Below are 12916 nucleotides of genomic sequence, written 5' to 3'. Positions count from 1 at the left end.
ACGTTAGCAGACCGGCTATCATTTTCGGCGCTATCGCTTTGGATATGGTATGCCCCTAACTTTTATCTAGCACAAATGATGCAGCATTGTGTTTTAAATGATGTTGTTAACCGTTAACTCATCTGTTTAACGCCCTCTTTGATTCCCTTGTTTAGTCCTAATGTAATCCCCTCCTCTCACTCGGTTATAAAAACCGTCCACAAAAGTTAGGTAGTTTTGTAATTTAACTAGACGACCGGTCTAATTAGAGCGTATTATAGCCACAGATAACAAACCTAGTCTTTACCCCTACCTTTACTTTAAGGATTTTTATGAACAACTTTCAATACTTTAACCCTGTGCGTATCGTCTTTGGTGACGGTCAAATTAAAGAGCTGTCCAATCTAGTACCTAACCACGCCCGTGTATTAATTACTTATGGCGGCGGTTCAGCACAGCGTACTGGCACACTTGATGAAGTAAAAGATGCCCTAAATACAGCAGACAGCACTCGTGAAGTTTTTGAATTTGGTGGTATTGAGCCAAACCCTGAGTTCACCACCTTGATGAAAGCCGCTGATATGGTGAATGAGCACCATATCGACTTTATTCTAGCGGTGGGTGGTGGTTCCGTCATTGATGGCAGTAAATTTGTGGCACTGGTCTCACACCTAACACAAGATGATGGTACCGTGTCGCGCGACCAAGCTTGGGAAGCACTCACCAGCTATACCAGAAACATTGATTCAGCGGTTGACTTAGGTGCGGTATTGACTATTCCAGCAACAGGTTCTGAGATGAATTCAGGTGGCGTGATTAATTACAGTGAACGCAAAGCCAAGCTACCCTTTGGTAACCCATTGGCCTATCCGAAGTTCTCAATTTTAGATCCTACTAAGACCTTAACCTTGCCTGAACGTCAAGTAATGAATGGCGTGGCAGATGCCTTTGTCCATGTCATGGAGCAGTATTTAACTTATCCAGTAAATGCTAAAGTCCAAGATGCTTTTGCAGAAAGCTTGCTAAAAATATTAATCAGTGAAGGTCAAGCCGTTAAAGCCAATCCAGAGGATCTGGAAGTACGCAAAAACATCATGTGGACAGCAACCATGGCCTTAAATGGTCTAATTGGTACCGGCGTACCTCAAGACTGGACCACACATATGATTGGTCACGAATTAACCTCTCTACACAGCATCGATCATGCCCGCACGTTAACCATAGTGTTGCCCTCAGTGATGCGTGAGTTAAAAGACAGCAAAAAAGACAAGCTTTTACAATATGCCCGCAATGTCTGGCATATCAGCAGCGACACTACCAAAGACGATGACGCCATCATTGAAGAGGCCATTGTGCACACTGAGCGCTTCTTTAAGGATTTAGGCTTACCGGTAAACCTTGCTGATGCCAACCTAGATGAAAGCGCCATTGAGCCTATTGTTCAGCAGTTACAAGCACATGGTATGACTAAGCTTGGTGAGCATAAGACCAATGATTTAGAAGTTTCACGCCGTATTTTACAGCGTGCAGCCCAAGCTTAATTGCCACTTAAAGCCACTTAGCTTAAGTCATAAATTAGGTACAAAAGCACCACATAGGCACAGCCGCCCTACTCTACAATAAAATAGGTGGCTGCGCCCCCACCTCTAAAGATTTTCAAATAATAAAAATAGCAGTCCATTGATTTGGCTTAAATATAATCTGGCTTCAACAACCGCTGCTGCCTACCTCCCTTAATAACAATAAACTGCATAAATACACCAAGGATTTCCACTTATGAGCTTTGATAATACACCATTTAATACAGCCCAATCAGATACCCTAAACCGTCAAATCAAACTGGCCAGCCGTCCTCATGGCAAGCCAATTGACGATAATTTTGAATTAACGACAACTGACGTACCCCGTGCAGCTGATAATGAGATGTTATTACGCACCCTTTATTTATCGCTTGACCCTTATATGCGTGGTCGTATGAGTGATGCCAAAAGCTATGCCGACCCGCTAGAAGTGGGTGATGTGATGCTTGGTGCTACCGTATCGCAAGTGGTTAGCTCAAACGTTGAGGGCTTTAGCGAAGGCGATATTGTGGTTGCTTATGGCGGCTGGCAAGACTATAGCGTCAGTACTGGTGAGGGTGTATATAAATTAACCCAAGAGATGAGCAACCCTTCTTACGGCTTAGGTGTGCTGGGTATGCCAGGCTTCACCGGCTATATGGGATTAACTGATATTGGTAAGCCAAAAGCAGGTGAGACCTTAGTAGTAGGCGCAGCAACCGGTCCAGTCGGTGCGACCGTCGGTCAAGTGGGCAAACTACATAATCTAAAAGTAGTGGGCGTCGCAGGTGGTGCAGATAAATGTAAATACGCCGTTGAAGAGCTCGGCTTTGATGTGTGTCTTGATCACCGCAGCGATGACTTCGAGGCGCAGCTAGCCGCCGCATGTCCTAACGGCATTGATATTTATTATGAAAACGTGGGTGGCCGTGTATTTGATGCGGTACTGCCTCTACTGAATGCGCACGCTCGTATCCCTGTGTGTGGTCTTGCTGCTCATTACAATGAGACCGAGCTGCCTGAAGGCAAAGATCGCTTAAGCCAGCTCATGAGCCTCATCTTAAGACAGCGCCTAACTGTTAAAGGCTTTATTATCTTCGAAGAGTATGGTGATAGCTTCCCGCAGTTCTTACAAACCATGGGCAAATGGGTCTCTGAGGGCAAGGTAAAAACCAAAGAGCATATCGTTGATGGCCTACAAAATGCGCCAAAAGGTTTCGTGGATATGTTAGAGGGCAATAACTTCGGCAAAACCGTGGTTAAAGTCGCTGACCCTAAATAACTGAATTTATAAATAAATGACCGAATTTTAAACACAGATCTTTGCTATAGGATAACTGATGAAAATATTAATGGTGCTTACCTCACATGATAAATTGGCAGAAACGGGTAAAAAAACCGGTTTTTGGTTAGAAGAGTTTGCCGCGCCTTATTACGCCTTTAAAGATGCGGGCGCTGAGATTACTTTGGCCTCACCTGCCGGCGGTCAACCGCCGCTTGACCCAAGCAGTGATACCCCTGACGCTCAAACTAAATACACCGATCGCTTTAAGCAAGATAGCGCAGCCCAAGCGCATTTAGCGACCACTCACAAGCTTGCTGATATCAATGCTGCGGATTATGACGCCGTCTTCTACCCAGGCGGTCATGGCCCCATGTGGGACTTAGCGGTTGATCTCACCTCAATCGCTCTTATCGAAGAATTTGTTAAGTTAGATAAGCCAGTTGCCTTCGTTTGCCACGCACCTGCTGCCTTAAAGAATGTAAAAGTCGATGGCGAATACTTGGTAAAAGACAAAAAAGTCACCGGCTTTAGCAACACCGAAGAGGCAGCGGTTGGCCTAACTGATGTGGTGCCGTTCTTACTAGAAGATGCGCTACAAGCAAATGGTGCTCATTACCAAAAAGGTGCGGATTGGCAATCTTACGTGGTCGAAGATGGCCTACTTATCACCGGTCAAAACCCCGCTTCATCTGAAGATGCGGCCAAGCGTCTTATTCAACGTCTACAAGCTTAAGACTCATTATTACTAAGGCTAATATCATGATTAAATTACATCACCTCAATCAATCTCGCTCACTGCGCATATTGTGGCTATTAGAAGAGTTGGGTCAACCCTATGAAGTGGTCAGCTATCAACGTGACGCGACCACGCATCTTGCGCCACAAAGCCTAAAGCAGGTGCATCCCTTGGGTAAATCACCTGTCATCGAGCTTGATGGCCAAGTGCTTGCAGAGTCTGTGGCGATTACGGAGCTATTAATTGAACGCTTTGCTGCTGATACGTTGCGTCCTGCGCCGCAAAGTGCTGAATATGGCAAATATCTACAGTGGATGAACTTTGCTGAAAGCTCAATCATGGTGCCTTTATTGCTTGAATTATTCGTTAATAAAGCAGGCATCACTGACAATGAGTTTTTGTCAGGCTATATCGCCAAAGAAAAGCATAATTTATTAAGCTATCTAAATGATGAGCTTGAAGGTAAATCTTTTATCGTATCTGATAAGCTAACCGGTGCCGACTTTATGCTGTCATTTGACTTAATTATGTTGGCACAGCGCGGCTTATTGAATGACTACCCCCATATCAAAGCTTATGCAGATAGCCTATCTAACATTGACAGCTATCAGCGTGCCTTGCAGTTAGAAGCGCAGTATGATGCGTCAAAATAAGCTTTAGTTAAACCATAACGCTTATAAAGACACCGGACATAAAAAACAGCTCCTTATGACTAAGGGGCTGTTTTTTTATGCGGTAAACCCAAATCTTTACAAATCAGTGAGTTTTATACCCAAGCTAAAGTCTCTAACAAGAAACATACTTACCTTCGGTATCAATACACATCTGTGCGCCATTGGCTGTATTGCCGACCCAGGCTTTTCCACCCGTGAACATAAAGGGTTGGACACCTTTATAATTAGCACCGCGAATACGCTGAACTGTAGACTCGGTATAGTTAAAAGGAATAACCAACTCACCTGCCAAGTTTACAAATCCCCACTTATCTCCCATACGTACGCCCGCTAACCCTTCAGAAAACGGGGTGACCTGATTAAATGAGAAGGTAATCATCGGCACACCGCTATAGTTAACGAAGCCCCATTTACCATCGCGCTGTTCAGGCTGCCAAATCTCCGGACCCGATGATGCACTCGATGACATTGGAGCAACCACAGGGCCTGAGTTGATGGCCTCTGGACGCTGAAGCGCATTCAGTGCCTCTATTGCTGACTGGCTGGTAGCCACAGTTGTGCGCGGTGCCGTAGTGCTAGGTAGCGGCGCTTTAATATTGGTGGTGGTTTTGACCACAGGTGTTGACGGATTACGAGCCGTTATACTCTGAGTCGCAGCAGATGCAGGCGCTGCAATGGCTTTACCATATGCATCAATCCACTGCGTACCTGCACGGGTCGTAATCTTGGCTCGGTTGCCAGAGAAGTCACTGATACTGACATAATTGGGCGAAAACGGTAACACCACTGTATTGCGAATATCAATTACCCCAAACATACCCCCTTTTTTGACCACAATGCGGTTGCCATTAGCAGCACGGGCCCAGCCTCTGGTTTGACTGTCACCTCGGATGACATCGTAGACCGCGGGGATGATTTCTCGGCCCGCTAAGTTAACATAACCAAGCTTACCCATACGCTGCACAGGTATAAGACCCTCACTAATTTTGCTGACATCGACACCGGTGTAGCGAGACAAGTCAGCAACTCGCCTACCCCTATTGTCTAGTAGTGCTACGGGTTGGCCTGAGTCTTTGAGTGCCAAGAAGTGATTGCTGCTTGAGGTACAAAACACATTGGAGTAGTAGCTTTTGGGCACCTGACAAGCGGCGTAAGCTAGCATACTCATAGCGCCTAATGAGGCAGTCAGTGCAGCGGCTTTAAGCCAAGGGCTGCTCAGTTTTAGCCAGTTATGGGTTTTTGTGGCACTGATAGCTGTAGTATTGGCTTGCGCCGTTTGAGAAGAAAAATGGTTTTTTACACCGTTAACAATTTTTATCATAGCTTTAGATGATGCATGAGGTTGTGAGTTTAGAGGATTAAGAAAATAGCAGATATGTGGCGTAGATACCATGTAAATAATAATTTGTTGCAAACAAGTAGTAATAAAGCAAGCCTATTTCGCCTACTTTTTATTATCAATATTTTTAATATTAATCATGGCTTGATACCAACCATAGCTCTATTTGTTTGAACTGATGTGTTATTCCATGCCAAAAAACTTCTGCTCAAGCCAGCGGTTCATAAACACATTATCTGGATCATATATCTGCCTGATTTGCAAAAAACGCTTCATTTGCGGGTATAATACTTGCAGCTCATCACTGCTTAATTTATTTATCTTGCCCCAATGCGGACGGCCCTGCCATTTTTTCATATAGTCATAGAGCCAATTAAATAACGGCTCGCTGTCCATGCCTTTATAGACGTAAAAAGACAATACCGCACAGTCCTCACCCTGAGTTGGGCTTAGCATACCGGTCTCGCCTTTGTGAGTACGCACCTCAATGGGAAAATGCGATAGTTTATTATCTTGTAATAAGATGTCGTTAATCTCAGTAATGCATTGATCAAAGTCTGACAGCTTAATAAAATATTCCGACTCATTGAACCTGACCCCACGCGGTGTCGGAAACACTTCATAGCTATAACCTTGCCGGTGGGTATTGGGTATAGAGTTTGCTGATATTTCACTGACCTTTTTGGTCAGCTTAGGGTTCATTCTTGCCAACTCAGAGAGCAGATAAAATGCACCATTGAGTATGACGATACTTTCAAAATGATCTTTGAGCTTTTGTGCTCGGCGCATGGGCTGTGGTGCCACAACAGATAAGGTCTTCTGCTGTATCTTATTGGTGCCTGGGAATAAAAACCATTCCATATGTCTATGAGCACGTGCTGTATCATGAAACCCTGCCAACCCTTGTTCAAAGTCTATTGGCTCATTGCTCTCTTTTAGACCATATAAATCGACCACTTTTAGGGTAAGCTTGGTAAAGACGCCAAGCATGCCCAAGCTGACATGTAACGCATTGCCCAGCTCATCGGTATCCGGGTCGCCTCGATGATGCGTATGCCGCTGACCTTGACCATCTACCCACTCCCACGCCACCACTTGACTGGACAATGAGCCAAGCCCAATACCTGTACCGTGAGTACCCGTACTGACCGCACCTGCGATAGTTTGTGCCTGTACATCACCCATATTCTCAAGTGCCAAGCCATGCTTTGCCAAAGCCGGACCAATCTCATGCAGGTAAGTGCCGGCGTGCAAGGTGACCTGTTTGTTGGGTTTGTCTACTGAGATTATGCCACGCATATTATGCAGGCTAACCGCAATCTCCTCAGGTTTGGCGCAGCCGCTAAAAGAATGTGCAGCGCCGGTAACCCGCACCCGCTTTTTATGTATACGTGCCTGTTTGATGATCTCTTGCAGCGCTTCTACTGAGCTTGGCGAGAGCTTTTGTTCTGGCGTAGCGGTGACATAGCCGGACCAATTCTCCCACTGACGGCTTGCCTGCCAGTGTCTTAATGAAAACACAGTCCCTCTCCTCGATAAGTTGTCATAACTTGAGCAGCGCCTTCTACAATTAGCGGCTTATTGCCACGGTAGCACACCAACTCATTAAAATGCTCAGCCAGCTCGCCCGCTTTGGCATGGCGACACCAGACGGCCTCTCCGATTGTTGGCATATTGCCTTGTTTGATTACTGCCTCATCTACCGCAAATGGGGTTTGAACCTCTCCAAACCCTTCATCGGGCAGTAAGCTTAAGCCTGGAGGATAATGCACCACAGGCACCTTATCGGTACCGATAGCGCCTGAGGCAATAAAGCCGCCCCCTTGACAAGTAATGACCCGCTTTTCAGGCTGACGAGTGACTGGCAACACAAAGCCTGCCGCCGGCTTAAATTGCTGCATACTGTCCATATAATCAAAATAGGCCGGCTTATAATACGCAGAACCCACCGTAATCTCAGTCACTTCAGGCTGGCTTGAGGTAAAGTCCATACTGCCACTGCCGCCACCATTGACCAATTTAAGCGGATACCCCTGTTTATTAATCCAGTGCACCATACTTGCTCGGCGGCGACTGACTTGTCTTTTTGAGCTATTTTTTAACAGCTTAATTGCCGGCGTAATCAGTGACTTACCCGGCAGATGCTCTGCCAGTCCAGCAATTTGAGCCTCATAACCCATCATTGCAGTGATTGTTATATGCGATAAAGAGCCTGCTTGTTCTATAATCGTTTTGACATCGCTTTTGCGCATCAAGGCGGAGCGCTTAGTACCAAAATATAGCTTAGGCAGTGGCATAGACATATTGATATCTAAGCAAACCTCAACGGATTGCTCCTGCTGTTTGCCTATCTCATTTAGCAGATGCAAATGCTCAATACGATCAGCCATCCAAATCATAGTCGCCCCTTGCTGATTATATTTCAGGGCTTCTGCCACGCTTGCTCTGTCTACAGTTGGATAAGCACATAGGATATTATCAAAGCCATTTTGCAGCAGGTACACAGACTCAGCAGCGCTGTAAGACATAAGGCCAATAAAGTGAGGGGTATGTTTTTGGATATAACGCAAAACATCCATAGAGCGAATTGACTTAGTCGCAATGCGTAGCTTAACCGCTTGGGTCTTTTGATTGACCAATTTAATATTATGATCGAGTGCATCCATATCTAGCCAAGCACTCACCTTTGGCGGTGCTGGTAGTTGGGCAAAGTCCATTTTTGCTCTCCTGTATAATAACTTCATCACAATCACAGTTCGGTTTATCGCCTACCACCGAATATTATCATTTTATACTAACAGATTATGTTAGCCAAAGCGTTAAAACATAAAAAAAGCAAGGCAGCGCTGAAGCCTGCCTTGCTCATATGTTGTCTCGTATAAAATTTTTATAGGCACAAATGACACATCATGTCGTGTCAGGCTGAAAAACCTAGGATAGCGCTTGAAAGTGTTGTTGAATGTAGGCTTGACCTTCAACATCTAAACACTGAGCTAGGCTGCGACTCCACTGCGGCTTGCGGTCTTTGTCTATCAGTAAAGCACGTACTCCTTCACTAAAGTCAGGATAATTGACGCAGTGCAGCGCCACATTGGTTTCAAGTGCCATAATTTCGGTTAATGACAAGTTGTGGGCTCGCTGATACATCTCATAAGTAATGGCTTTGGTCACCGGACAACCATAGCGATAATTCCCCACGGCCGCCTGAAACCACGCACTGCTGGCAAACTCTGGATAAAACTGCTCAATGGCCAAGTCCGACTGCAAAATAGCATCAATTTTATCCAGACCGCCACAGTTCATTAACCGCTGAATAGGCTGCATAAATTTAGCAATGTTACTGGGTGCAAACTCAATATCTTTAGTCGACTCAATACTAAACTGGTTAAGTGTGCTTGTTGCAATCTGATGCAGTTTACTGCTTAGGCTATTTAAAGTCGGTTGACCCAGTGCCTCGCTCCAATCGGCATCACACAAGCTTTGTAGCATGGCGTCAAAGTCTTGACTGCTCATCTTAAAGTCAGCCAAGTTACATAGCAAGGCATCATTGGCATTGGCGTCTGCACCGGTTAGACCCATAAATAGTCCAGTCTTGGCTGGGAATCGCTGTAAGAACCAACTGCCTGTCGCATCTGGGAATAGCCCAATATTTACTTCTGGCATTGCTGCACGTGTGGTCTCGGTCACGATTCGGTGGCTACTGCTACTTAGTATCCCCATACCGCCGCCCATCACAATACCGCTGCCCCAGATAATAATCGGCTTGTGATACTCGTGCATTTGAGTGTCTAAATGATACTCACTGGCGAAAAAATCAATGGCCTCTGGCGGCGCAATGCCCTCTTTATCCCACTGCTGGCGAGCTTGATACAACTGACGGATATCGCCACCGGCACATAATGCGCGCTCGCCTGCCCCACGAATGACGACTGCCACGAGGTTATCGACTTCTTCCCACTCTGTGAGCTTATCACTCATCATCTGACACATAGTGGTGCTTAACGCATTGAGTGATTTTTCACGGTTTAAGGTAATCAAACCGATTTGTAAATCTTGTTTGATTTGGATTTGTTCAAATAACACTTCTGCGGTATCAGCAGCCTCTGCGCCCTTGGCTGCCAAACTTTTGTTATTGGTTTGCATGTGAATGTTTGCCCCAGTTTAAATAGCTTTATAAGTTCTAAAAACAACCGTGATAATGACCCTTTGAATAAATAAACACCCACATAATCAGGTCATTTAATTTTCATATCATCACGGGGTATGATAATTGCCCATTATCAGACCCATATTTAACAGGGGGCTATACTAGCATATTGGTATTTAGACAAAAAGCCGCAGCATCACTGCCACGGCTTTTAAATATTACTCTAGGGTTCAAATATTAACTTAATAAAACCATCTTAATTTAAAGACCGCTTAAATAGTGGTTTGACCAGCGTACATCTCACGCATCAATTTCTTATCATGTTTGCCTACTGACGTCTTAGGCAAGTCATCCACAATTTTATACTGCTCAGGCACGCCGTACTTAGGAATCATACCCTTTTCAGCGGCTTTTTCGGCAATGGCTTTGATATCCTCAGCGGTCACATCCTGACAGTTAGGCTTTAATACAATTGCCGCCAGTGGACGCTCGCCCCACTTCTCATCACGCACCCCAATCACCGCCACATCAGCGACTGCAGGATGCAAGGATAAAATGGTCTCAATCTCTAAGGACGATATCCACTCACCACCAGATTTAATCACATCTTTTAATCGGTCGGTAATTTTTAACGTGCCATCTTCAGTCATAAATGCAATGTCTTCGGTATGCATATAGCTGCCGACCCATAGCTCATCACCGGCATCGGCATTTTTGAAGTAGCTTTGAGTCAGCCAAGGCGCACGCAGTACCAGCTCCCCGGTTTGCTTACCATCTTGCGGTAGCGCATTGCCATCACCATCCCAAATTTTGGCCTCCACCATTATGACCGGCTTGCCGGTTAGGCTACGTCGCTTCGCCTCTTCCTCTAGACTCATCTCAGGATCATCTGATCTAAATTCAGTCAAGCTAATCAGCGGCGCCGTCTCTGACATACCATAACCAGTATAGACCTCAATATCTGCTGATAATGCGGTTTGCGCCAATCCTTCAGATAAGCGTGAGCCACCAATAATCATTTTTAGGCCATTAAAGCGTTTGCCTTCTGCATCGGCCTGCTTAAGTAGCATCTGCAAAATAGTCGGTACGCAGTGAGTGATACTCACCTTTTCGGTTTCAATGAGCTTCAACATCACATCAGGTGCATAACGACCCGGATACACCTGCTTCATACCAAGCATGGTGGCGGTATAAGGAAAGCCCCACGCCAGCACATGGAACATCGGCGTCATTGGCATATATACATCACCCAGTACTAGGCCTTGCTTTTGTGGCAACACGCCCAGCGTCGCCGCTTCTGCTAACGCATGCAGTACCAATTGGCGGTGACTAAAGAATACCCCTTTTGGATTGCCGGTGGTGCCTGAGGTATAAAAAGTGGTGGCAATGGTGTTTTCATCAAAGTCTTGAAACTCAAACTCATCACTGGCATCGGCAAGCAGCGCTTCATATTCACCAAGCAGTCGCTCCTGACTGATACCAAACACACCCTCACTGCTGGTGCCATTGTCATCAAGCCAAATGATATGCTCAATTGACGAGTTCTCAAACTGATAGTCTTTTACCATCGGTGCAAACTCAGAGTTTAGCAGCAGCACTTTTGGCTTGGCATGGTTGATGGTGTACAGCACCTTCTCTGGAGACAAACGGATATTAACCGTCTGCAATACATACTGCGACATCGGAATGGCAAAGTAAGACTCTAAAAAGCGGTGACTGTCCCAGTCCATTACTGCAACCACATCGCCCTTCTCTAAATTCAGACCACCTAAAACATTAGCAAGCTTCGCAATACGCGTAAACAGCTCGCTATATGTCATGCGTTTTTTATCCGCATAAACGATTTCTTCATTTTGAGAGGTGGTTTTTGAGCGGTTTAATAACTGTTTGATGGTCAACGGAAAGTTGTAGGCTTGCGGGGCGGCGTTATAGTTATTTATCATTGTTAAAGTCCTTTTTTGATGAGTATAAAGTTAATTTGTGTCATACATCCACTGTAAACCATTCAAGCATTTATTTCTATGACATATTTCTATAACAGACTGAAAGCTCAGATAAAATTTATTATAAAAGCGACTGTTAAGCACTCTATTTTTTGACACGCTTTATCAGAATCTGTGAGATGTTAGCGCAATAAAAGACTTTAACTAAAATTACACACAAACCCTTGCACCTCAATACATACAAACAATACCCACACTTGATAACCAGTACATAACACCCCATATACTTATTAAATCTAATTAACAAAAAGAGTCTATTATGCAAAATAATACAAGAATCATTACCGATGTTTTATCCGCACAAAAAGCCATTGATGACGGCGATATGCTGCTATGGCGCGCGCTACCTCAACGTGATCGGTTTTCTATTGGCCCGTATGTGTTTGTCGATCATTACAACCATCAAAGCATGCGTGGTATCGGTGATAGACCGCATCCACACGCTGGTATCGAAGTCATTAGCTATCTGTTTGACGGCGGCGTTGCTCACCGTGACAGCAAAGGCCTAAAAGGTGAGTTAAACGCACTTGATGCCCAATATATTAATGCAGGGCGCGGTATTATCCATGCCGAACAGCCGACCAGTGGTCGTCATGGTTTGCAGCTATGGACAAGCTTACCTGCGGATAAGAAACTAATGGAGCCAAGCTACCAAGAGTATAAACGTGACCAAATTCTTGAGTTTACTAAAGATCAGGCCACCATCCGTGTTGTTGCTGGTCATCTGGAAGGTCATGACGGTCCTATTCAGACCCAAACCACCAACTTGTTAGCACATGTTCGCTTGCCTGCCAATCAAAGTGTCACGTTGAATGTGGATGAAAAAAGTGCTGAAGAGCTTGGCATTTATGTGGTGACTGGTCAATTGGCCTTAGCTGACGGACGCAAACTTGGTTCAGATTCTATCGCGGTTTTATCGACGGGTGACACGGTTATGTTGATGGCCAGTGATGACGATGTTGAGTTGGTATTGCTAGGCGGGGATGCTGTCAAAGACAACATTATTTTTGATGGTCCGTTTGTGATGGATACCGAAGAGCGTATCGCACAAGCTTATGAAGACTATCGCAGTGGCAAAATGGGTCAGCTTGTTTAACGTATCCAAGTAGTTTTATGAAAGTCTGTCGTTATGGCGTATCTGCTGTAGCGATAGGCTTGGATTAGTGCGTTAGTGTTATTGTATTACCCTGTTTG

General features: G+C 45.1%; 10 protein-coding genes. 5 read left to right on the top strand and 5 right to left on the bottom strand.

What is annotated here, in order from left to right:
• Window positions 1-311: 311 nt before the first annotated feature.
• The 4 genes from MN210_RS05920 (at window position 312) to MN210_RS05905 (ending at window position 4212) form a co-directional block, all read left to right on the top strand.
• A complete protein-coding gene (locus MN210_RS05920; RefSeq protein ID WP_110816518.1) occupies window positions 312-1520 on the top strand; it encodes an iron-containing alcohol dehydrogenase in 1209 nt (402 codons plus the stop codon).
• Between the two features lie 235 nt (window positions 1521-1755).
• Window positions 1756-2820, top strand: a complete 1065-nt coding sequence (locus MN210_RS05915; protein ID WP_155587131.1) for an NADP-dependent oxidoreductase — start codon at window positions 1756-1758, stop codon at window positions 2818-2820.
• Between the two features lie 58 nt (window positions 2821-2878).
• The gene (locus tag MN210_RS05910; RefSeq protein WP_155587130.1) at window positions 2879-3556 is read left to right on the top strand and encodes a type 1 glutamine amidotransferase domain-containing protein; all 678 of its coding nucleotides are present in this window, start codon (window positions 2879-2881) and stop codon (window positions 3554-3556) included.
• A gap of 26 nt (window positions 3557-3582) precedes the next feature.
• Window positions 3583-4212: a glutathione S-transferase family protein gene (locus MN210_RS05905; RefSeq protein WP_011960352.1), complete on the top strand. Its 630-nt coding sequence runs from the start codon at window positions 3583-3585 to the stop codon at window positions 4210-4212.
• 133 nt (window positions 4213-4345) lie between these two features.
• On the opposite strand, the gene MN210_RS05900 is transcribed toward MN210_RS05905, so the two are convergent.
• The 5 genes from MN210_RS05900 to MN210_RS05880 all read right to left on the bottom strand — a co-directional run bounded on the left by MN210_RS05900 (window position 4346) and on the right by MN210_RS05880 (window position 11662).
• Window positions 4346-5554, bottom strand: a complete 1209-nt coding sequence (locus MN210_RS05900) for a WG repeat-containing protein (RefSeq protein WP_338412740.1) — start codon at window positions 5552-5554, stop codon at window positions 4346-4348.
• Between the two features lie 201 nt (window positions 5555-5755).
• Window positions 5756-7093 (bottom strand): D-arabinono-1,4-lactone oxidase, encoded by a 1338-nt coding sequence (locus tag MN210_RS05895; protein ID WP_338412739.1) that lies wholly within the window; start codon window positions 7091-7093, stop codon window positions 5756-5758.
• Window positions 7081-8289, bottom strand: a complete 1209-nt coding sequence (locus MN210_RS05890) for an alanine racemase (RefSeq protein ID WP_241879511.1) — start codon at window positions 8287-8289, stop codon at window positions 7081-7083. The genes MN210_RS05895 and MN210_RS05890 overlap by 13 nt, the downstream gene beginning before the upstream one ends.
• Window positions 8290-8503: 214 nt before the next feature.
• A complete protein-coding gene (locus tag MN210_RS05885) occupies window positions 8504-9715 on the bottom strand; it encodes an enoyl-CoA hydratase/isomerase family protein (RefSeq protein ID WP_338412738.1) in 1212 nt (403 codons plus the stop codon).
• A 276-nt stretch (window positions 9716-9991) separates the two neighbouring features.
• Window positions 9992-11662, bottom strand: coding sequence for a fatty acid--CoA ligase (locus MN210_RS05880; protein WP_241879510.1), 1671 nt, complete (start codon window positions 11660-11662; stop codon window positions 9992-9994).
• Between the two features lie 319 nt (window positions 11663-11981).
• Between MN210_RS05880 and MN210_RS05875 the strand changes: the two genes are divergently transcribed.
• Window positions 11982-12818 (top strand): pirin family protein, encoded by an 837-nt coding sequence (locus MN210_RS05875; protein WP_338412737.1) that lies wholly within the window; start codon window positions 11982-11984, stop codon window positions 12816-12818.
• The last annotated feature ends 98 nt before the right edge of the window (window positions 12819-12916 follow it).

The organism is Psychrobacter raelei, from assembly GCF_022631235.3.
GTDB classification, from domain to species: Bacteria; Pseudomonadota; Gammaproteobacteria; order Pseudomonadales; family Moraxellaceae; genus Psychrobacter; species Psychrobacter raelei.
The sequence above is the reverse complement of the archived record's forward strand: the minus strand, read 5'-3'. Positions and strand labels throughout refer to the sequence as shown.

Coding starts and splice junctions, on each gene's coding strand:
- MN210_RS05920 (WP_110816518.1), top strand. CDS start 312: ATGAACAACTTTCAATACTTTAACCCTGTGCGTATCGTCTTTGGTGAC.
- MN210_RS05915 (WP_155587131.1), top strand. CDS start 1,756: ATGAGCTTTGATAATACACCATTTAATACAGCCCAATCAGATACCCTA.
- MN210_RS05910 (WP_155587130.1), top strand. CDS start 2,879: ATGAAAATATTAATGGTGCTTACCTCACATGATAAATTGGCAGAAACG.
- MN210_RS05905 (WP_011960352.1), top strand. CDS start 3,583: ATGATTAAATTACATCACCTCAATCAATCTCGCTCACTGCGCATATTG.
- MN210_RS05900 (WP_338412740.1), bottom strand. CDS start 5,554: ATGATAAAAATTGTTAACGGTGTAAAAAACCATTTTTCTTCTCAAACG.
- MN210_RS05890 (WP_241879511.1), bottom strand. CDS start 8,289: ATGGACTTTGCCCAACTACCAGCACCGCCAAAGGTGAGTGCTTGGCTA.
- MN210_RS05885 (WP_338412738.1), bottom strand. CDS start 9,715: ATGCAAACCAATAACAAAAGTTTGGCAGCCAAGGGCGCAGAGGCTGCT.
- MN210_RS05880 (WP_241879510.1), bottom strand. CDS start 11,662: ATGATAAATAACTATAACGCCGCCCCGCAAGCCTACAACTTTCCGTTG.
- MN210_RS05875 (WP_338412737.1), top strand. CDS start 11,982: ATGCAAAATAATACAAGAATCATTACCGATGTTTTATCCGCACAAAAA.